Raw genomic sequence first — 21062 nt, forward strand, 5'->3', positions numbered from 1 at the left:
TGACATAAAAAAAGCATTCCCGGATAGGAATGCTTCTTATAATATTAATTAGAGTATCAGCTTAAGCTAAGCTATCCAAAATTGCATTTAATGTTGCACTTGGTCTCATAGCATTTGAAGTAGTCTGATAATCAGGATTGTAGTATCCTCCAATATCCTGCGGCTTACCTTGAACACCGTTTAATTCTGATACAATTTCAGACTCCTTAGCATTGAAATCAGCAGCTACCTTAGCGAAGGTCTCCTTCAGACTAGTATTGTCTGACTGCTCTGCTAAAGCCTCAGCCCAATACATAGCCAGATAGAAATGGCTTCCTCTGTTATCTAGCTCTCCCACTTTTCTAGAAGGCGATTTACTATTTTCTAAGAATTTACCAGTAGCCTTATCTAAAGCATCAGCCAATATCTGAGCTCCTTGGTTATTAAATGCTCCACTTAAATGCTCTAATGACGCTGCTAACGCTAAAAACTCTCCCAGAGAATCCCATCTTAGATGGTTCTCTTCTAAGAATTGTTGTACGTGTTTTGGAGCAGACCCACCGGCACCCGTTTCGAACAAGCCTCCACCATTCATTAATGGTACTATTGAAAGCATTTTGGCACTAGTTCCTAATTCAAGAATTGGGAAAAGGTCAGTTAAATAATCTCTCAGTACATTACCTGTTACTGAAATGGTATCTTCTCCTTTTTTAATTCTCTCAAGTGTATATTCCATAGCCTCTTCTGGAGATTTGATAAGAATCTCAAGACCAGAAGTGTCGTGCTCTGGTAAATATTTATTTACTTTTTCTATTAACTGCGCATCATGACCACGATCCTTATCTAACCAGAATACAGCAGGTGTATTTGAAGCTTTTGCTCTTGTAACGGCAAGCTTCACCCAATCCTGGATAGGAGCATCTTTGGTCTGACACATTCTCCAGATATCACCTTCCTCTACATCATGTTCGATTAGAGTGCTACCAGAAGCATCTACTACCTTCACTTTTCCAGCACCTGAAATCTCGAAAGTTTTATCGTGAGAACCATACTCCTCAGCTTTTTGAGCCATAAGCCCAACGTTCGGCACAGTACCCATTGTAGTAGGATCAAACGCGCCATTCTTTTTACAGAAATCAATTACTGTCTGGTAGATTCCTGCATAACTGCTATCTGGAATAACAGCTTTGGTATCTTGCTGCTTGCCCTCTCCGTTCCACATCTGACCAGAAGTTCTGATCATGGCTGGCATAGAGGCATCAATAATAATATCACTTGGAACATGTAGGTTAGTGATTCCTTTATCAGAATTCACCATAGCCAAGTCTGGTCCATTTTCTAGTGCTTTTTCAATATCAGCCTGAATCTCAGCTTTTTTATCAGCAGGAAGAGACTCTATTCTTGAAAGAACATCACCAAGACCGTTGTTAACGTCCGCACCAACTGATTTTAAAGTTTCACCATGCTTTTGGAATACATCATTGAAATAAACCTTTACAGCATGACCGAAAATAATAGGATCTGAAACTTTCATCATGGTTGCCTTCATATGCAATGAAAACAATACTCCCTGCTGCTTAGCCTCAGCCACTTCTCTTTCAAGAAATTCTATTAGCCTTTTCTTGCTCATTACAGTGGCATCAATTACTTCGCCTTCAAGTAGAGCTATTTTTTCTTTTAGAACTGTAGCATTACCAGATGCATCTACAAATTCTATTTTTACACTACCCGCTGCAGGTACGGTTACAGACTTTTCGTTAGATCTGAAATCGCCGCTGGTCATATGAGAAACATGAGTCTTAGAGTCAGAACTCCATGCACCCATGCTGTGAGGGTTTTTCTTTGCATACTGCTTCACTGAACCAGGAGCTCTTCTATCTGAGTTTCCTTCCCTAAGCACTGGGTTTACTGCGCTACCCTTAATTTTATCATATCTGCTTTTTATATCTTTTTCTTCATCGTTCTTAGGCTCCTCCGGATAGTCTGGAAGGACATAACCTTGAGCTTGTAATTCTTTGATGGCGGCTACAAGCTGAGGAACCGAAGCACTAATATTAGGAAGCTTAATGATGTTTGCTTCCGGCTTCTTGGCTAAATCACCTAATTCAGTAAGTGCGTCCGCAATTTTTTGCTCATCAGTTAGTTTTTCCGGGAAGTTTGCGATTATTCTACCAGCCAAAGAAATATCTCTGGTTTCGATATTTACACCACTTTGTCCAGCAAAGGCTTTAATGATGGGTAAAAATGAATGAGTAGCCAATGCAGGTGCCTCATCGGTTATGGTATAAATAATTTTCGCTTTGTTTTCACTCATGATATCTTATGCCATTTTTATGGTTAACGAAATATGTCTAAAACCTCATTTAAAGGGGTGCTAAATTAACAATTTTACCCTTGCAATCTAAATATGATACTACATTAATGCACCCCATTCACTGAACTTAATTCCAGTGTAAACTGTATTATTTCAAAATTTAATTATTGGAACACTTATGAGTTACCTTTTTATTATCTTGACCTATCTGTTCAGTGTATTTTCATTGCCTTTAACTGCTGATGTGGATGTTTGTTTAAACACTGAAGAGAAAAAACTGTATTCAATGATTAATGAATATAGAAAGCAGAAAAAATTGCCTCCTATCCCCTATTCAGCCAAACTTACTGTAGTGGCACAGGCCCATGCAAAAGACTTAGCTAATAATTACCATTTCGACCCTCAAGGTGAATGCAATCCGCACAGCTGGTCTGATAAAGGCGATTGGACATCTTGCTGCTATACAAATGACCATAAGCAAGCCAAGTGCATGTGGGACAAGCCCAAAGAAATAGCAGGATATGAAAGTGAAGGCTATGAAATAGCTTATTATAACAGCGGCGGAGCCACTGCAGACAAAAGTTTAAGCGGATGGAAAAAAAGCCCATCGCATAATCCACTGATTATAAATTCAGGTATGTGGGAAAAAGCAAAATGGCAAGGCGTAGGCATCGGAATATATGAAGGCTATGCAGTAGTATGGTTTGGACAACTAGCCGATAATCAGAATCAGATTTCTTCTTGCGAGGTCAATTAAACAAAAAAGGGAGCCAATAAATTAGCTCCCTTCATTTTAATATTTTTAAAGTCTAGTAGGATTCACTTTCATTTGGAAAGTCACTGGCTTTAACGTCATTTACAAAACCAACCACTGCATCTGTAATCACCTGATCCAGGTCTGCATATCTTCGGAGGAATTTAGGCTTAAATTCCTTATTCATCCCTAACATGTCTTGAACTACAAGCACCTGACCATCTACACCTCCACCAGCTCCAATACCGATAATTGGAATAGAAACCTTTTCAGCCACCTTCTGTGCTAGTGCTGCCGGTATTTTTTCAAGCACTATAGAGAAGCAACCTAACTCTTCAAGAAGCTTAGCATCGCTCACTAATTTATTGGCCTCCTCTTCTTCTTTAGCCCTCACAGAATAAGTTCCAAACTTATAAATTGACTGAGGAGTAAGGCCTAAATGCCCCATAATAGGGATGCCCGCACTTAAAATTCTTTTTACCGAGTCCTCTATTTCTTTGCCCCCTTCAATTTTTACAGCATGAGCACCAGATTCTTTCATAATTCTTATGGCCGACCTCAATGCTTCAGAAGAGTCTCCTTGATAAGATCCAAAAGGTAAATCAACTACAACAAAAGCTCTATCCACACCCCTTACTACAGAAGCGGCATGATAAATCATTTGGTCTAAAGTAATAGGCAAAGTAGTTTCATGCCCCGCCATAACATTAGATGCTGAATCTCCTACCAGGAGAATATCAATCCCTGCCTGATCCAAAATTCTGGCCATGGAAAAATCATAAGCGGTAAGCATAGAAATTTTCTCACCCCTATTTTTCATCTCCTGGAGCTGATGAGTAGTAATCTTTTTTATATCTTTTTTATGAACTGACATTACAAATTATTTAGTATTTGGAATTACAAACTTAAAGGTTGTACCTTCTAACTCCTCACTTGTAACGTGAATTTGAGCTTTAAGTTTGTCCGCCACTCTCTTTACGATATAAAGACCAAGGCCTGAGCCTTCACTCTTTTCTGTGGCTCTGTAAAACATATCAAAAATATGCGGAAGCTTAGATTCTTCAATACCTTCACCATTGTCAGTTACTTCTATGGTAGCCTTATCGGCATCCACAGTCGCTTCAATTTTTATGAATGACCGCTCTTTATGAAAGGAACGATATTTTATAGCATTGGAAATGAGATTATTGAGAATAATTCTCACCCTGGTTAAATCAGAATAAAAATCTACAGGCTGCTTTATATTGGTTAAAATTTCTAAACCTTCTGTATTAGAAGCATTATAATAGCTTGAAATACTATTATTTATTTCAACCATAAGATTAATGAATGTATGAGGATCATTTACCCTATCATTTCGGGAAATACTCAATAGCTCCACCACCAAAGAGTCAAGTCGCTTTACACTACCCTCAATCTTCTCAATACATTCTTGCCTTACCCTTACATCAGTTTCTATTCTAAATAGATCTATAAGACCTAAAATAGACCTTAGCGGAGAGCGCAAATCATGAGAAGCATGATATATAAAACTGTCTAGTTCAAAATTTACCTTCTGAAGTTCAATAAGGCTAGATTTCGTTTCGGTTATATCTTTTATAATACAATCCACCACCTCTTCTGCCGGATAAAGCACTGCACCTAGAGAAATCCATAATGTACCTTCTGAAGTTTCTACCTTAAGCTCAAGGTCATCTATACTTCCGTTGGCGTCTAAAAGCTTATATATAGTTTTAGTATTCTTTCTGCCGATAATGCTTTCACAAGTAGTAACATGCCTTTCTTCATTAGGAACATTAAACAAATGCCAAAATTTTTCATTGGCTTCCAGTATGTTACCTGTGTTAATGTTACTTCTCACCATGGCTATCATGGAGTTTTGAAACAGGTTTTTATACTTGTCTTCGCTAATCTTTATCTGACTCACCTGCTCCTTCTGCTCGGTGATATCTGTATACACTCCCGTTATACGATCAATATCCCCATTCTCGTCTCTGTATAACTCAATTCTTGAATTGACCCAAAGATATTTACCACAGGTATGTCTTAGCTTAAACACTTGCTCATAAAAACTTACAAAACCGTTTAAGTAATCTATGAAGTGATTTACTATTTTACTTCTATCATCGGGGTGTATTAAACCTCGCCAAAAACCTTTGGCCGGGAGAGGTTCCTGCGGATCATGTCCAAGAAGGCTCTTGAGCTCCGGAGAGAAATAAATCTTATTATCCTTAAAAAACCATTCCCAGCTACCACTTTTGGGTGAAGCTTCTTTCAGAGCATCATTATTTTTAATGAGCTCTACGGGATTTTCAAGCTTATCAAGAATATCCTTTACTTGAATCATGTATAACGTAATGGCAGATTAAAAAATAAATTAAAGCATGTAATATAAGATGCTAAAACGTTTAATTCAAGCAATTAGCTATTGAAGATAAACGGCGGTCTTGTTCTTATCTAATTCAACCGCAACATGATCATTTATGGTAGTAGCCAATTCATATCCGGCATACTTAGTAGAAATAGGGAACTGAGTATGACTTCTATTCACTAAAACCGCTGTTTCAATTTTTTTGACTTTAACGTTTAGAAAGGGTTTTAGACTGTAAGCCATGGTACGACCTGTGTTCATTACATCATCGATAAGCACTATGCATTTGCCTTTGATGTCTTTGGTGTCACAATCTAAAGAAATGTCACTTTGTGTTGGAGCGAACTTATCAAGAGTCACTCCTATCAATGAAACTTTAAAACTGGCTATTTTAGTTAAATCTGATTGTAATAACTTGGCTAATTGGTAGCCTTGCTCGTGAATGCCTGCAAGTATTACTTCCTTTTCCTGAAAGTTATTTTCGTAGATCTCATAGGCCATGCGCTTTATTTTTTGACGCACCTGATCATCAGCCAGTATTAAACTTTTATCTTCCATAAATTACTGTGGTATAGGCATTACTTTACTATCCTTAAAGGTAGAAAGTATTACTAAAGACTGCATATTATCTACCACCTCAATATTGGTAACTTTTTCAAGCATAAGCTTTTGATAGGCTGCAATGTCTTCAGCTATGATTTTCAAAATAAAATCTCCAGAACCTGTAACATGGTGACACTCAATAATTTCATCAATTTCATTGATACTCTGAGTGAAAGATTCGATGTTATCTTTATTATGCCCCTTAAGTGAAACCATCACAAAAGTACTTACTCCCAGCCCTACCTTCTCGGTATTTAATTTCGCGTGATAGCTCTTAATTATTCCAGACATTTCCAGCTTCTTTACTCGCTCTAATGTAGGAGCCGGAGACAGTCCAATTTCCTGAGCCAACTGCGCATTAGTAATTTTGGCGTTGGCTTGTAAAATTTTTAATATCTTAAGATCTATCTTATCTAATTTAACCTTGTCTTTCATCAATATACCAAATAATATTTGGTGCGAAGATAGTTAGAAAATATAAGTATACAGAAATAACTAGGAAGTATTAGTAAATATATTAGTGATTTATGGCCACTTTAAATGTATCTGAAGAGCCTCCAACGTTGGTTTTCAGGATATAAAGGCCATCCTCAATTCCCTTCACGCTGAACTGAATTAATTGATAACTATTGACTAAACTGAACTCCTCCTGATACACCAGCTGTCCATTGAGATTATAAAGGTAAATTTCAGCCTGCTGATCTGTTTTAGTTACCACTCTTAAAGACATTTGGTTATCAGCGGGGTTAGGCTGTGGAGCCAAAACCACTACGTCGGCCGCCGATGCAGAGCTTATACAGATATTGTTATTGGCAGGATCACTATCCGATATACCGCTAATGACACTTTCAACATTAATACATAAATAAGGGGCACTTAGCGAATTAATGGTCAAGTCTAATGTTATATTGCTTTGCTGCCCAGGTAACAGCTTCATTTTCTTCACCTGTTGTATAATGGCAGCATTACCTAAATCTATTTCGACTTTGATACTATCTAATGATATGGTTCCATTATTTCTTAAGCCCAAGATAACCTGCCCATTTTGATAAAAAGCATTTACGATTTCTAACTCAAGATCAGGAAACAAAACATTGACTATCTGTCGAGCGGTGTCAGAACACTGATTTAAATCTGTAGCCACTAGTTCTACTGTATAGTCAGCCTCTTCGTTGAATGTATGTTGAGCATCTTCAGTAGTTAAAGTATCTTGATCAGAGAATGTCCATTGGTATGTACTGGCCCCTTCAGATTCATTAGTAAAGGAAACATCTAAGGGCGGAGCACCAAATGCTAAAGATGAAGTAAACGCTGCAATTGGCGATTTGAAGATTTGGATATTGGATGTAGCACTATAATTACACCCATTTACAGTTTCCAATAATAGGTCAACATCATAAGCACCTTCATTCCCAAATGCATATCTAAAGGAAGAATCCTGACCAATTGTTTCGCCATCTAACAACCAGTTTCTAGACGCTACTGCATCTCCTACAAAATTGGTAATATCAGAAATAAGTGTTTGTGCATTATCACAATTAAGCTCTGTACTGACATTAATGTCTAGCAATGGACTGATCTGAATACTTTTATATAAAGTAGATGAGCACAGATTCTGAGAAGTAGCCGTGAGGCCAACATTATAGGTTATTGGAAAGTCAAAAGTAATGCTCGGGTTTTGATCAGCACTAAACACACCACCCAAATCCCAGGCCCATGATGTGATACCTTGCCCGGGCACAGGCTCCGTTTCATCCAGAAATTTCACTTCTTCACCTATACACAATTTATCATAACTGAAATCTACCTGCGGAGCTGGCTTAACATCTACAGCCCTTTCTGTTGAATCAGCACAGCCATTAGTAGTGGTGACCACCAGCTTTACATCGTAGCTGCCCTCTTCCTCAAAATTATGTACAGGATCACGGTCAGTAGAAAAATAACCATCATCAAAATCCCAACGCCATGACTGCAGGTTAGCATCTGCCACCTGGCTCTGGTCTATAAGTTGCGTTAATGAGCCTTCACAAGATAGTTCATTACTAAACTGCACTTGGGGCAACTGATAAACGCTCACATTCTTAGTAATATCAGACTGACAACCAACAGCATTAGAAACCATAAGTGTAACGCCATAGGTGCCTGCGGCGCTGTATTCAAATAATGGATTTTCAAGATTAGAAGTATATCCATTTCCGAAATCCCAACTGTAGCTATCAATAGTACCTGTAGACTCATTTGTAAACTGTAGAGATTGTCCTTCGCAGTCATCATTCACCTGAAAAGATGGGATGGGGCCTTGCTGCACATTATTAACCACCTGTGCCGTTTCTGCTGAACATCCAGGAATACTAGCAATTAACTTCACTTCCTGATCACCAGAAGTAGTAAATTCATAATTCAAGTCCCTGGTGTTGGAGATAGAATCACCCTCTATCTGCCATTCCCAGGAAATGTTACCATTGTAAACATCAGCAGTGTTATTAATAAAAATCTTAGCATCATTAGTACAAATGGGAGCAGCCGGCAGAGTAAAATCCGGTACAGGCTCATCATAGATAGTAATATCCTTCTCCACAAAATTACTACAGCCATTAGAGCTTTCTACCGAAAGGTTCACTGTATAATCTCCAGCTGAAGAATACAGGTGACTTGGATTGGCAGTGGTCGAAGTATTGGAGTCTCCGAAAGACCAGTTGTAGGAGGTGATATCTCCGGAGCTGTTTATGTTACTGAATTGGACTGGAGTTGTGGAGCAGATGGTTTCGTTTGTGAGGTCTACGTCTGGGGCTTGGGAGTTTGTTATGGTGATGGTTTTTGTGATTTGGTCGGAGTTTCCGTTTTCGTCGTAGGCTGTTAGGGTTATGGGGTAGACTCCTGGCACTGAAAATTGTATATAGGGGTTAACTAATGCATTAGAAGTTCTTAAAGAGCTATAACACTGTCCTGAAAAATTAAATCGATATAAAGCAGAATTGGCAATTGATGTCATCAGTACAATAGGCTCATCTCTTTCTACTGCCGATAATGTTATAACATTGTCACTGCCAACTGATAGTTCCCTTACGAATACCCAACCTTCATCTTCCTCAACTAAAACATCAATTCTATCCCCCAAATTAAGGACCAACAGAACATTTCTACCTTCATCCCTAATGAAAGAAATTCTATAAGGAGAGTTAAGATTATGATTTTCTAGAATAACATTCTCAACTAAAGGTGGTTGGTCTAAACCCTGGGTGAAAACGAGTTTTAATAACAGATTTTGGTCATTACTGACAACAAAAAACTCCCATATCCCATTTCTTTTTCTTTTAGATATGCTCTGAATTTTAGTGAGTCCATTCAAGCTAAAAGTATATTGACTTGTAGCTTGATTTAAAAAACCGTTGGAAAAGTTTACAACATTTATTTCACCGTTACTATTTTTAATGGTTATCAAAGTTTTTTGATCATCCTCATTAATTACCTCAAGCGAGGATGTACCAGTCAATGGTGATGCTCCCTCAATAAAATCAAAACTTTCAAGAGATGATCCTACTTCTTGTCCGAAAAAGAGTCTACTAACTCCAGATGTCCCCGATTCATTTGCGACAAAGCCAACCCACCTTCCATCTTCCTTAACAACTTTCACATCATTTGGAGAAGAAAATGATCCCCCGCTATTCGCTATAGCTTGAACTGAACTTATTGATTCCAAAAAATCATTTTCAAAGCTTACCTTTCTTAAAGAACCATTGGAGAAAAATACAGCAACTGAAGTATCTGGCAGTATTGCAAATGCATTTGAACGATAAACGTTGGAATTACCAATTGAAATGTTACTGTAATCATAGGTTAGCAAATGGGGGCTACAAAAATTCCATTTTAAGCTATCGTAATCACTGCTTTGGTTATTTATTAAAATATTTTGATTCAAACAAGAATTAGCCGGTAAAGAAAAGGATGCAACTTGTGCATGACCAATAGTAGACAGGAACAATATATATGTGAATGCTACCAGTTCCTTAAACCAAGTAAGACCTTTACATTTATACCACCAGTGAATTATCTCTACTACCATACTTATTTGAATATCTCGGAATGTCAAAAAAAACTCTATACACGAACTTCCATCTAATTTTTACAATCCTAAAGTATCTTTGTCTTTCAATCTTAGACATTAATGGTAAAAGAAAGATGGTAAATATGGAGTTAAAATATACCCCAATCACATACACCCAATATGCCTGATAACTGATCTTATACCAGTATAAAAAATCAGACAATAAATTCTGATCATTAATGATGGTCTGCCTACTACTACCTCCTCCATAATGAACTACTGTTGATCTTTCACATAGCTTAATCCGGTAGCGGTCCTTAATTCTATTCCTAAACCATTCTGTTTCTTCGCAGTACATAAAAAAATCAGGATCGAATCCTTTTGTCTCCTCAAACACAATCCTATCCAAAAAAATATAAGCTCCATACAATCCTCCGACCTCTGTAGAGTCAGCTTTAGGAAGTGCGTTAAGATACTTATAGAAAAATGGATTAGAATTAATTACCCCAATCTTAAATGCCATCAAAACATCATCCCTTCTTCTTGAGAAGAAAGATCTTTGGGATGATAAATCACTATTTCTAATATCTGCCCCGTAAATTTTGTACTGCTTTTGATTTTCATCAGCAAATGCCACAGCGTTGGTTAATACGTCATTTAAGAAATAAGTATCCGAATTTAACAACAAATAATATCTACCTTTAGCAAAATTCATCCCTTGATTATTGGCTATGCCAAAACCAACATTCTTAGAATTTTGAATAAGCTTAATCATTGGAAATTTATTAACAAGTTCTTCACCTTCTTTATTTTTAGAGTTATTATCAACAATAATAATCTCATATTTAACACCTAATGATGTATTCTCCACTATACTATTAATACATGCGGTAGTAAGGGGTAAAGTGTTATAATTAACTATGATCACAGAAACATCAATCATATACTCAATGACTTCAATTGCTTGTAAATGTCAAATGCTTCCTTTAGGACCTTATTTTTGTTTTCATCCGAGGTCTTATGCAGAATGTCTTCATCGTAAATTTCTTTAATCGTGGCTTTAATCTCTAAACCAATATTATCCTTTAACCACCGCACTAGTTCGTTCTCATTTCCAATAAAATCATTTACTTCGGTTATTATTATGTCTTTGGGATTTTTATACTGGAAATCTATAATGCTTTTATTATATTCAATGTAAGTTTTTTGGAATGTTGAAATCCACTTATTCCTATTGAGATCTATATCGATATACCATGCTAATCTCTTAATTGGATTCCGGGTATAATACCATTTATTCTTACGTAATCTCTTATATAAAGACTCTATCACCTCAATTGGATTTCTAAAAACAGCGACAACTTTAAGATTTGGAATATAATGCTCCTTTATATCATTCATGAATAGTGTAAACCGGGGTTCTTTCCATCCCCAAATTTCATGATTGTGGTTTCTTTCATTTATCAATCTAGATAATTCTATCTTATAATGATTAAATTTAAATTTATCACCCTCCAGAATAAGTCCTGTTGAGTGCAATCCCATTTTTGTCAGCTCATTACTCGATAATCTTAGAAAATCAAGATCTTCAAAATGACCATATTTATTATCACTATATCCACTCAACAGCATATCACCCATAAATAGATTATTTTGATTAAGCCATTGAGAAACTAAAGAAGTTCCTGATCGATGCATCCCAGATACGAATAATACTCTATTACTAGGTTCGCCTGCTATTACAGACTGAAAATTAGGAGAATCTATCATAGCTTATTTATTACCTGTTTATATACCCTTGTCAAATTCTCAATTGATCTGTACTTCTTAGCCAATTGATTTGACACGTTATTAATCCTATCAACATTATAATCTTTAATAATTTGCTTTATTTCAAGAAAGTCTTCATCGGAAATATATTCTTCAAAGTCAACTACTTTACCCCCTCCTTTAACTTCCTCAATAATGGTTGAATCATCGCCAATTTGAGGTGACATAATGATAGGTAATCCATTTGCCCAATATTCACCATTTTTTATTGGAGAAAATGCCATAGACCATCTAGTTCTTCGATGCAAGCAAAGTCCAAAATCAGCAACACTCAAATAATCTTTAACGGTGTAATGAGGTACATTTGTAATAAATACCATTTTCAAATCTATATGATGCTTTGATAATAGAGCATATAGTTCTGTTTTTTCCTGAGGAGTTAATATTATTAAGTAAACATTTTGTTGTTCAATAAAATTCTTAAATAGATTGAAGGCTACATCATCATAATATAAGCCGCCAAACTTCCCTACATATACTCCAACTACCGCCTCATGAGAAATCTTCATTTTTCTTCTTAACTCATTGCGAGCTTTATTACTAAACTGGAAACTTTCGCCATCTACGACGCAAGGAATAGCCTCGATATTGCTATTCCCGTAAGTATTTACTAAATAATCTTTATAACTATTAGAAACCGTAATTAATGTCTCTGCAGTTCGAATTTGTTTATACTCATAATACTTTTGAATGAGGTATCTTATATCCCATTTTTTCCAAACATCACTAGCTGCCATATAACTTGAATGCGGCTCAAAAGACTCAACGATAAATGGAATTTTTGTCTTCTGCCAAATGAGATAACCCAGAGCCCCAGCGGGAGCACCTCGGCAAATAATCTTATCAAAATTCCACTCTCTACAAAGAAGGATTAGTTGTTTAGGCAAAACATTAAAATCTCTTATTTTATCCCTAAAAAAACTTTTATATGGTGAATAAAATGGTTTATGTATTACTTTATCCAGCTCCCAATTACACTCAGCCTTTGCAACATTTCTTTCTATTGAAACATAAACAATATTCTGAACTACCTCAAACTGATTTAATACAGCTAAAGTAGGCCTTATACTGGCCTCACTCAACCCTTCATAGACAGACCAGTACCCTATATACAGAATATTCATCTAAGTAATACGTTTAATGCCCTAAGCACTTTTCCTCTACCTAGATAGGATTTAAACATAATTTTTTTAATCCTTCTTAAGAGATATTTCAATTGAACCTGGTTGATCTCAGGCCAATGACATAAAATATTATATATATTAAAATATCCGTTTTCTAATGACGTTAATGAGGACATGGCGGATTCATGACCTATTCTTCTTTTGTATATTACCTTGTCTGTGGATTTATATAATTTACCAGAACATATCGAAAGGTAGAACAATAGGTCCTCACCATGTGTAAGATTTTCGCGAAAGTTATAATACACATGAGCACTATTCTTAATCATCCAGGTTATTCCAAAAAAGCATTCTTCAGATAATTTTAACAGACTATTAAATGGATCACCTTCAAATGTAGGAACATATTCTCTTACGACATTATCTACATTTTGATCAAAGATCTGAACACGCCCATCAACAAAATCGACACGATCATCATCGAAAAAAACAGAAAGCCTATCCTTAATACTGTTAAAAGAAAGTAAATCATCGCTATCTAAAAAACAAAAATACTTTCCTCTCATATTTTGTAGACCTACATTTCTAGCAGAACTAACTCCATTGTTACTCTTCTTAAAATAACAAATTCTTTCATCATTGAATAAATTAATAATTTCCTCTGATTCATCGGTGGAACCGTCATTTATTATTAATAACTCCCAATTTGAATATGACTGACTTATAACCGAATTTATACTGTCATACAAAAAATCCCTGGCATTGAAGACAGGCATAATGATTGTGACTAAAGGATTTCTGTCAAGCATTCTTCAACTTCTTGAATTTTTCTCTCATATGAATTATCTGCTGCCAAGGATTTTCTTGCTAATATCAAATCTTCAGTATTGTGATTAGCTAGATTCTCAATTACTTCTCCAATTAATTGACACCAACTTTCAGAAGTTCTTGCCATATAAATCAAATCCTCAAAAGGCAAGTATTCCTTTGTATAAGAAGTAATTATAGGCTTCCCTACTGCCAAGTATTGCCAAAATTTATGCGGCGATGCATATGTCACATAATATTCTTTCGAATATGCCAACATCAGAATATCTGCAGCATTCAAATACGACCATAGTTCGGCAGGAGGAACAGCTTCTAAAAGATATGTATTTTCATAAGATTTAAAAGGTTCAGGAACAAAATCCATGTTACTCCCCAAAAAAATAAAATCTGTTTTAGGTTGACTTATTACGGCCTGCTGCAATAGGTTCCAGTCTATAAATGGCATAGCCAAATTCCCCACGTATAAGGCCTTAATTCCGTTGGTCCCTGGAAGAGTAACTATGTCCGACGAATATTCTGAAAGATTTACTCCATGAGTAATTAGATACGTATTTGTATTATACATAAAAAGCTTTTCTACAATATCAGGTATTACACCAAAACAGATTTTAGCAGTAGTTGCAGCTTGTCTAGTATTAAAATCTTGATTCAAATCCACAATATGAGAGATACATAATACTTTTTCGGGTAACGCATAAAAATCAAAGAACACTGAGTTATCAAAAGACCATACAATGTCAAAATCAACTCCGCACAATTTTTGCAAATTATTGAATTTTATGCTGATAAAATAACGCTGCAGCCAGGTCGGAAGGAATCTAAGTCCTTTCACAAATCCTGAATAATTGATTATAAAGAGATCCTCATATCTAGAATTAGTAATCTTATACTTACTGCCAGAGGGGGGATTAAGAAAAAACACTTTATTCCCTTTTTTTGACAAGTTAACTGCGTAATGGTGTTTTGAAACAAAAACATGATTCCAAGGTTCAGGAGAAATTAGTAAGATATTTTTGTTGGATAAGGTCACTATAATTAATTATTATCGATTATTGATTCCATCATATTTTTGTAAAGCGAGCCAATCTTTTGATGAGTATATTTAGAGGCATATGATTCCCTCTTCAAGTCATCACACTGAACACCCTTACAGAGAGCGTTGAACCAGTCTTCTTCACACCATGAAGACAACAACCACCCAGATTCACCTATAACCTCAGGTATTCCACCGATTTTGGGGGCAATTACCGTAGCCCCACAGCTAATAGCCTCCGCACAAACCACTGAGAAAGTTTCATAATTGGTAGGATGTAGAAATAGAGCGCACGTTTGCATCTTATCTACAATCTGATTTTCATTCATTTTCCCCAAAAAAATAAGCCGCCCGTACTTATCATTCTTATTTTTCCATTGTATCATATCATCATACAATGTACCATACCCTCCAATTTGCAACTCATACTTATTCTCATTTTTGCTGTTAAAAGCTACGAAAGCATTAAAAAGAGGGAAAGGATCCTTTGGTGGCTTCCATTGACTAAGCATAAAAAAAAACTCTCTTCTCTTTACTCTATTATTATTTAAAAAAACATTGTCTACAATATTAGGAACAATGAAAGAAGGGAAGTTAGCTCCAGAAAACCTTTTTATATCTTCCGACAAAGCCTTTGAAACAGAAATCACCGGAATATTTTGTCGAAATATATGTTGTATCCTTGGTACATCATCTGCCGATGCCATTCCAAAATTATTATGATAAGCACTCCAATGTTCAGTAATAACAATTGGTGTTTTCACCCACCTTTTAATCCAATGCCAATATGTTAAATTGGGATAAGCAATATGAAAATTGATGATGTCGAACTTGCTTTTTCTCTCACGAAAAAGCACCAGAATTACCATCACAATCGCTATTAGTTCTAATAAAAACCAAGGTGTCATTTGGGATGAAAAGAGATATTTCTTATTACCTAGCAATTCTTTTTTCCCAAAAGCTACTTCGAATAAACTTCGGGCTGATTCTACATGATATACTGTATTTTCACAGCCTACCAAATTTAAAGACTCAATATGCCTATAAATCCATAATGCGGTTTTTGGATTATTATAGGATGGATACCAAGAAGTAATGTGAAGTACTTTCAAAACTAAAACAAACTTTTTCTAATACAATATTGTAAAGTTCGCCAATTGATAATATACCATGGCCTCTCTTTTACAGCATAAAGAGAATTTAGAATAGCCTCTTTATTAAGACCGGAAAACATCAAGTTTTCGGCCTTTTTCCTGTAAAATAAAGAAGGGTCTTCTTCGAAAGGAATTTTTAATTCATTGATATATCTAACCAGTCCAGACAGATCATTTTTTTCAATAGAGTCAGATTCAGAGTTTTTTCTTTCTTTAGCTAAAAACCTAACAATATCATGACCTAGAAATTGAGTAGGGTTTTTAAACCCCTTCGTCATCGCCGTGCCTACTGACCGATAGAGGTATAATGGCTGATGATAGTTTATATTACTCATCTTATATCCGCTTTCATTAATTCTCAACAACCAATCATAATCTTCACTGATAATTCCAAGCGGTTGAAGTTGTTCCCTAAAGCCCCCAACTCGTTTCAAAACTTCCCTCCTGAACATAATAGAGGGCTTTTGAAAAAAATTACATTTTATCAATTCCTCTTGTATTCGAGCAGTATTCTCCTCCTGATTTAATTGTTTACGGATTATATTACCCTTTGGATCAATCACGGCATAATTAGTCCCAATCAAATCAAGTCCCTTATTCAGTCCTTCTAATTGTAATTCCAACCTTTTACAATGTGATACGTCATCAGCATCCTGAAAAGCTATAATATCACCCTCAGCCTTTTTAAAAAGAAAATTGATTGTCCTTTGATAACCGAGATTACTTGAATTTCTATAAACCTTAATTCTTTCATCATAAATCTTCGATACAATTTCCCAGCTTCCATCAGTTGAGTGATCATCACATACAATCACTTCTAAATTATTATATGTTTGATTTAGAATAGAGACTATTGACTCTTCAATAAAATTAGATGCATTGTATACAGGAATAATTACTGAAACTCGCATAACTTTTTATTAACACCAAACACGGTTTCCCCCTTTGAATATAATTGAAATCCAGCCTTACTTAAAAAGTCACAGATTTGAATTCGAGATGCAACTTCGTCATGGATTTCAATACATAAAAGCTTGGTCTTATCGATTACATTAATAAATGAAGGTTCTTCAATAATTATTTTTTGTTCAGCTCCTTCAATATCAATTTTAAGCACATCTATTTCATGCCATTTGTGGTCTTTCAAAATATTAAAAAGTACTGCTGATTCGACCAATTCCAAGTCTGAATCGGATTCCTTAGCACTTAATGACCATGACTGCCCGTCCCTGAAAGTTCGATCTATAACAACCCCATCTGAATGAATCCAAAGCGCCTTGTTTACGACTATATGATCACTAAAACCAGTTAAGTTTCTTTTCAGCACCTGGAGGTTCTTACTATCCATTTCTATGAGCATTAATTGTACGTGTGGATATTTTCTTAGAAAATACAAGCTTGTCAGGCCGATATTTGCACCTGCATCAACGAAATTCTTAACTGAACCATTTAAATAATAATTTATGAGATGATTAAAAAACGAATATTCCTCGTCAATTAATACCTGTTTAAACACCCTATAATCGGATCCTGAATTCCTCAAGTAGATGGGTGAGTCGTTCCAGCAGAATTTTTCAGAATCTACTTTATATTCTTTCAGCTCTTCCCTCAGAAAAAAGTCTTTATCAATTCGCAGTATTTTGACGAGGACTCTTCTAACCACATCAATCAAATTCATTTTTTATTAATTTCATGAATATTCAAAAATCTCTTTTTACTAGATATCAAGTTACGAATTTCAGACTTTATGGTAAGTAAGCTAATTTCCATAAAACAAACATAATTCTTGAAATCAAGAGGATTATTAGTAATTGATTTTACACTTAATAACCAACTATTCACATTAAGTCCCTGATGGTATAAATAATTAGCACCAAATCTAAATGGATATGAAGGATCTTTTATTGTTTTCTGCAGCAGTTCCAACTTAATATCTTCCAATTTTTCAAGATCGTTTATATTGGGAGTTCTTAATCTAATTCCATGCAATTTATATATTACGTCACTGTTGATTACTCTCTCATTATTAAAATAACCGATACTCTTTGTTAGTGAGGTTTTGCTCATCCTGTAATAATATAAGGGATCACGTAAATTCTTAGCCTTGAAGTAACCTATAAATCTTAAATTAAAATCAATGTCTTCTCCATGCGTGAAATTTCTATATAAAGGCCCTACTTTATCTAAAACTTTTATTCTTAATATCGTGGTAGGTCCATGAAGAGCCGGTTTCCTATCTTCCAAAAATGAACTGATCATTTCGCTATCAAGCGGCAAATTAGAGGTTGACATCAGCCTATTGCTCATGAATGAGATATAGTTTGACCCAACCATATCTATTTGACAATCATCAACCAAAGCAGCTATCTGTAATTCGAACCGATCCAGACGAGAAATATCATCTGCGTCATGTATAGTTAAATATTGACCTCTGGCTTTTTCAATAAGCCTATTTACCGTAGCAACTTTACCCCTGTTAAATTGATTATGACTTATAACTATTCGTGGATCAGTATATGAATCAATAATCTTTCTAGTTTTATCATTAGATCCATCATCAGCGATTATTAGCTCAAAGTCAGTATATGTTTGATTTAGAACACTGTCAATAGCAGCACTGACATATCTTTCTGCGTTATATGCAGCCATTATCACAGTTAATGAAGTCATTCTAAAAATTATGGTTATTAGCCGTTTGTTTTAATACAAAAGGTGCTTTGAAAATTAATTGTAAATACTAATCGGAAGAAAATTATAATTGAGGATCAAACCCGCTTTGCTTATATTTACTTACGATAGAGCTTCTTTTATTATATAACTCACGTTTCTCTCTGTAAAGCTTGAATCTATTTATGGATTCAGTAAATTGTATTTTAAGTATAGCCTTAATTACATCTTCCAATCCCATAAATATTTCATTCTTTAAATCTTTAGAATTATAACTTTCAGATATATCTAACGCACAAACCTTGAATTTTTTAATAGCTATATGACGCTTAAAGTTTTTATCATTGTGTTTCCCTTCTCTATCTTCTGTATCATGATAGGCAAAAGAAGAAGGCACTAAACCCACCTTTAGATTAAAGTATTTAAGCCTTTGTAAATAATTATTATCCTCTCCATAATGCGGAAAATTTAATGAATCGAATAAACCTACTAATTCGATTGTTTTAATAGGTATCAACCAAGCTGCTGCATTTATAAAATTAACTTCATAAACATTTTTTATAGGGTGTTTTAAAACTAAATCTGAATAAAACTTTCTCCCTCCATCTGAAGGATTACTTATGAAAGTGCTGAAGAGAAACTCTAACATTTCGCCACTTGCGTTCAAATGTATTGGACTCAACACTCCATAATTTGAGTTTTCTTTGGCTCTCAACACCAAATTTTCGATGGTATCACTTCGAACCCAAGCATCATGATTGAGCAAAAAAACAAAATCAGAGCAAGAAGTTTGAGCAAGTTTCAGTCCTATGTTATTTGCTGCTGCAAATCCCAAATTTTCATCATTACTGATAAGAGTTATTTGTGGATAATTACTTTTTATAAAATCAATTGTTTCATCATCAGATGCGTTATCCACTATTACAACGTTAACTTCTACTGTACTCGACAGTAAGCTATCGATACACTTTTGAATCCATTTAATCGAATTATAAGTTACAACTACGGCAGTAATCCTCATTAACGGTCAAACATTAATTTAAACTCATCAAAAGAAATCAAATTTAAAACCTCTTTACGACTCAAACTCAATGCGGAGTATTCATAAAATTCGTCATCCATTGAGGTAGGCGCTCCAATATTTTTACCCTTTGAAATAAGACCAACCCCCCAATCTATATCAATACAACAGCTGGATAAATCATCCATTTTCCTATACTTCACAAATGCCTTCCATGTCGATCCGTTCCAATACTTGTTCGCAGGCGTCCACTCATATGAATATTGATCCCTCGCATGCCATTCTGTGGGCGGGTTGCAATCATGTAATACAATAAACCCATCATCCTTTACATATCTTAAAGCATTAGAGATATCTCGATCAACATATGAAGCCAGATGCATACCATCTATAAATACTACATCAAATTTTATAGACTTCGATAATAGAGCTCCTTGATCCAACTGCTCGAAGAAATCATCACTAGTTAATTTAAAATCGACAGGGTTTTGGGTATATTCTAAACCAGGGTCCACACTATATTTAACATTTGCGTTAATTAAGGCAAAATTATCCTGAGGGTTTCTCACACCAATTTCAAGATACAATGTTTCTCGGTTTAATGATGCTAATAAGTGATTTATTACATCATATCGCTTTTTGTCACTAGTTACTTGATCTATAGAACCTTTCTGAGCATCTAAATAATGCTTATTTTTAAACACAACTTCTTCGTAATACTCACCAAGCTTATATCTTCTATATAGTTTTTTAAAATATTTCATATTTTAGGAACTGACATCAAATACTCAATTTTTTCCTCAATTTTGGTCATGTCCCACTCCCACCAAGAATCTTGCAGAAGCCGAATAATTATTTCATCAGAAAATCTGCTTTTAATTTTTTTCGCCGGATTTCCTCCCCAAATCTCATAGTGACCGACATCTTTAGTTATTACACTGCCTGCTGCCAAAACAGCTCCATTACCTACATTCACACCTGACATGATAGTAACACCTCTGCCGATCCAAACATCATTTTGAATAACAACGTCTCCATTCGTACTCGGATGCCCTTCTATATGAAAGGACTTTTCATGGAAATGAGGAATTTTATTAAATGGATAAGTCGTAATCCAATCATACCGATGATTTCCCCCTAAAAAAATAGTCACGTCATCGGAGATCGAGCAAAACTTTCCAATATGTAAACTGGCGCCACTATCAGCAAATAGAACTGATGGTTTTCCATAAGTAAATTCTCCTATATGAAAATTATCATGAGTAAGAATTTCTCTTGTGAAAAACAGACTCTTCATTTCACTCTTTTTTCTGAATAGGTGGCTCAGGCGTGCTCTGAT

At 35.3% G+C, this 21062-nt stretch carries 19 protein-coding genes; 1 reads left to right on the forward strand and 18 read right to left on the reverse strand.

Annotation, left to right across the window (positions count from 1 at the left end):
* Positions 1-61 precede the first annotated feature (61 nt).
* The gene (locus tag LVD16_RS01010) at positions 62-2293 is read right to left on the reverse strand and encodes an NADP-dependent isocitrate dehydrogenase (protein ID WP_233771720.1); all 2232 of its coding nucleotides are present in this window, start codon (positions 2291-2293) and stop codon (positions 62-64) included.
* A 178-nt stretch (positions 2294-2471) separates the two neighbouring features.
* Here LVD16_RS01010 and LVD16_RS01015 point away from each other — a divergent pair, with 178 nt between their 5' ends.
* Entirely contained in the window at positions 2472-3050 is a 579-nt protein-coding gene (locus LVD16_RS01015; protein ID WP_233771721.1) for a CAP domain-containing protein, read from the forward strand.
* 52 nt (positions 3051-3102) lie between these two features.
* Here LVD16_RS01015 and panB read toward each other — a convergent pair whose 3' ends face one another.
* The 17 genes from panB to LVD16_RS01100 form a co-directional block, all read right to left on the reverse strand.
* A complete protein-coding gene (gene panB / locus LVD16_RS01020; protein WP_233771722.1) occupies positions 3103-3921 on the reverse strand; it encodes a 3-methyl-2-oxobutanoate hydroxymethyltransferase in 819 nt (272 codons plus the stop codon).
* Positions 3922-3927: 6 nt separating this feature from the next.
* A complete protein-coding gene (locus LVD16_RS01025) occupies positions 3928-5394 on the reverse strand; it encodes an ATP-binding protein (protein ID WP_233771723.1) in 1467 nt (488 codons plus the stop codon).
* Between the two features lie 78 nt (positions 5395-5472).
* The gene (locus tag LVD16_RS01030; RefSeq protein WP_233771724.1) at positions 5473-5976 is read right to left on the reverse strand and encodes a phosphoribosyltransferase family protein; all 504 of its coding nucleotides are present in this window, start codon (positions 5974-5976) and stop codon (positions 5473-5475) included.
* Between the two features lie 3 nt (positions 5977-5979).
* Positions 5980-6456: an Lrp/AsnC family transcriptional regulator gene (locus LVD16_RS01035; RefSeq protein ID WP_233771725.1), complete on the reverse strand. Its 477-nt coding sequence runs from the start codon at positions 6454-6456 to the stop codon at positions 5980-5982.
* Positions 6457-6538: 82 nt separating this feature from the next.
* Positions 6539-10084, reverse strand: coding sequence for a PKD domain-containing protein (locus tag LVD16_RS01040; RefSeq protein WP_233771726.1), 3546 nt, complete (start codon positions 10082-10084; stop codon positions 6539-6541).
* A complete protein-coding gene (locus tag LVD16_RS01045; RefSeq protein ID WP_233771727.1) occupies positions 10053-11009 on the reverse strand; it encodes a glycosyltransferase family 2 protein in 957 nt (318 codons plus the stop codon). The genes LVD16_RS01040 and LVD16_RS01045 overlap by 32 nt, the downstream gene beginning before the upstream one ends.
* Positions 11006-11836 carry a sulfotransferase gene (locus LVD16_RS01050; RefSeq protein WP_233771728.1) on the reverse strand — a complete coding sequence of 277 codons (831 nt, stop codon included), beginning with the start codon at positions 11834-11836 and terminating at the stop codon, positions 11006-11008. Before LVD16_RS01050 ends, LVD16_RS01045 begins: the two co-directional genes overlap by 4 nt.
* Positions 11833-13020 (reverse strand): glycosyltransferase, encoded by a 1188-nt coding sequence (locus LVD16_RS01055; RefSeq protein ID WP_233771729.1) that lies wholly within the window; start codon positions 13018-13020, stop codon positions 11833-11835. Before LVD16_RS01055 ends, LVD16_RS01050 begins: the two co-directional genes overlap by 4 nt.
* The gene (locus LVD16_RS01060; RefSeq protein ID WP_233771730.1) at positions 13017-13829 is read right to left on the reverse strand and encodes a glycosyltransferase family A protein; all 813 of its coding nucleotides are present in this window, start codon (positions 13827-13829) and stop codon (positions 13017-13019) included. The genes LVD16_RS01055 and LVD16_RS01060 overlap by 4 nt, the downstream gene beginning before the upstream one ends.
* Positions 13808-14878 (reverse strand): glycosyltransferase family protein, encoded by a 1071-nt coding sequence (locus tag LVD16_RS01065; RefSeq protein ID WP_233771731.1) that lies wholly within the window; start codon positions 14876-14878, stop codon positions 13808-13810. The genes LVD16_RS01060 and LVD16_RS01065 overlap by 22 nt, the downstream gene beginning before the upstream one ends.
* A 5-nt stretch (positions 14879-14883) precedes the next feature.
* Complete coding sequence (locus tag LVD16_RS01070) at positions 14884-15993, reverse strand: glycosyltransferase family 4 protein (protein ID WP_233771732.1); 1110 nt, start codon at positions 15991-15993, stop codon at positions 14884-14886.
* A gap of 2 nt (positions 15994-15995) precedes the next feature.
* On the reverse strand, positions 15996-16946 hold the full coding sequence (locus LVD16_RS01075) for a glycosyltransferase family 2 protein (RefSeq protein WP_233771733.1): 951 nt from the start codon (positions 16944-16946) through the stop codon (positions 15996-15998).
* On the reverse strand, positions 16931-17713 hold the full coding sequence (locus LVD16_RS01080) for an FkbM family methyltransferase (RefSeq protein ID WP_233771734.1): 783 nt from the start codon (positions 17711-17713) through the stop codon (positions 16931-16933). The genes LVD16_RS01075 and LVD16_RS01080 overlap by 16 nt, the downstream gene beginning before the upstream one ends.
* Positions 17710-18684 carry a glycosyltransferase family 2 protein gene (locus LVD16_RS01085; RefSeq protein WP_233771735.1) on the reverse strand — a complete coding sequence of 325 codons (975 nt, stop codon included), beginning with the start codon at positions 18682-18684 and terminating at the stop codon, positions 17710-17712. The genes LVD16_RS01080 and LVD16_RS01085 overlap by 4 nt, the downstream gene beginning before the upstream one ends.
* Before the next feature lie 103 nt (positions 18685-18787).
* Positions 18788-19723: a glycosyltransferase family 2 protein gene (locus LVD16_RS01090; protein WP_233771736.1), complete on the reverse strand. Its 936-nt coding sequence runs from the start codon at positions 19721-19723 to the stop codon at positions 18788-18790.
* The gene (locus LVD16_RS01095; protein WP_233771737.1) at positions 19723-20487 is read right to left on the reverse strand and encodes a class I SAM-dependent methyltransferase; all 765 of its coding nucleotides are present in this window, start codon (positions 20485-20487) and stop codon (positions 19723-19725) included. Before LVD16_RS01095 ends, LVD16_RS01090 begins: the two co-directional genes overlap by 1 nt.
* Complete coding sequence (locus LVD16_RS01100; RefSeq protein ID WP_233771738.1) at positions 20484-21020, reverse strand: CatB-related O-acetyltransferase; 537 nt, start codon at positions 21018-21020, stop codon at positions 20484-20486. The genes LVD16_RS01095 and LVD16_RS01100 overlap by 4 nt, the downstream gene beginning before the upstream one ends.
* Positions 21021-21062 lie beyond the last annotated feature (42 nt).

The organism is Fulvivirga ligni, assembly GCF_021389935.1.
GTDB lineage: Bacteria > Bacteroidota > Bacteroidia > Cytophagales > Cyclobacteriaceae > Fulvivirga > Fulvivirga ligni.

Excerpts from the sequence above, each read along its gene's own strand:
- LVD16_RS01040 (WP_233771726.1), bottom strand. The coding sequence starts at position 10,084 with ATGGTAGTAGAGATAATTCACTGGTGGTATAAATGTAAAGGTCTTACT.
- LVD16_RS01080 (WP_233771734.1), bottom strand. The coding sequence starts at position 17,713 with ATGAATTTGATTGATGTGGTTAGAAGAGTCCTCGTCAAAATACTGCGA.
- LVD16_RS01095 (WP_233771737.1), bottom strand. The coding sequence starts at position 20,487 with ATGAAATATTTTAAAAAACTATATAGAAGATATAAGCTTGGTGAGTAT.
- LVD16_RS01045 (WP_233771727.1), bottom strand. The coding sequence starts at position 11,009 with ATGATTGATGTTTCTGTGATCATAGTTAATTATAACACTTTACCCCTT.
- LVD16_RS01085 (WP_233771735.1), bottom strand. The coding sequence starts at position 18,684 with ATGGCTGCATATAACGCAGAAAGATATGTCAGTGCTGCTATTGACAGT.
- LVD16_RS01060 (WP_233771730.1), bottom strand. The coding sequence starts at position 13,829 with ATGCTTGACAGAAATCCTTTAGTCACAATCATTATGCCTGTCTTCAAT.
- LVD16_RS01035 (WP_233771725.1), bottom strand. The coding sequence starts at position 6,456 with ATGAAAGACAAGGTTAAATTAGATAAGATAGATCTTAAGATATTAAAA.
- panB (WP_233771722.1), bottom strand. The coding sequence starts at position 3,921 with ATGTCAGTTCATAAAAAAGATATAAAAAAGATTACTACTCATCAGCTC.
- LVD16_RS01050 (WP_233771728.1), bottom strand. The coding sequence starts at position 11,836 with ATGATAGATTCTCCTAATTTTCAGTCTGTAATAGCAGGCGAACCTAGT.
- LVD16_RS01055 (WP_233771729.1), bottom strand. The coding sequence starts at position 13,020 with ATGAATATTCTGTATATAGGGTACTGGTCTGTCTATGAAGGGTTGAGT.
- LVD16_RS01100 (WP_233771738.1), bottom strand. The coding sequence starts at position 21,020 with ATGAAGAGTCTGTTTTTCACAAGAGAAATTCTTACTCATGATAATTTT.
- LVD16_RS01015 (WP_233771721.1), top strand. The coding sequence starts at position 2,472 with ATGAGTTACCTTTTTATTATCTTGACCTATCTGTTCAGTGTATTTTCA.
- LVD16_RS01075 (WP_233771733.1), bottom strand. The coding sequence starts at position 16,946 with ATGCGAGTTTCAGTAATTATTCCTGTATACAATGCATCTAATTTTATT.
- LVD16_RS01090 (WP_233771736.1), bottom strand. The coding sequence starts at position 19,723 with ATGAGGATTACTGCCGTAGTTGTAACTTATAATTCGATTAAATGGATT.
- LVD16_RS01025 (WP_233771723.1), bottom strand. The coding sequence starts at position 5,394 with ATGATTCAAGTAAAGGATATTCTTGATAAGCTTGAAAATCCCGTAGAG.
- LVD16_RS01010 (WP_233771720.1), bottom strand. The coding sequence starts at position 2,293 with ATGAGTGAAAACAAAGCGAAAATTATTTATACCATAACCGATGAGGCA.
- LVD16_RS01030 (WP_233771724.1), bottom strand. The coding sequence starts at position 5,976 with ATGGAAGATAAAAGTTTAATACTGGCTGATGATCAGGTGCGTCAAAAA.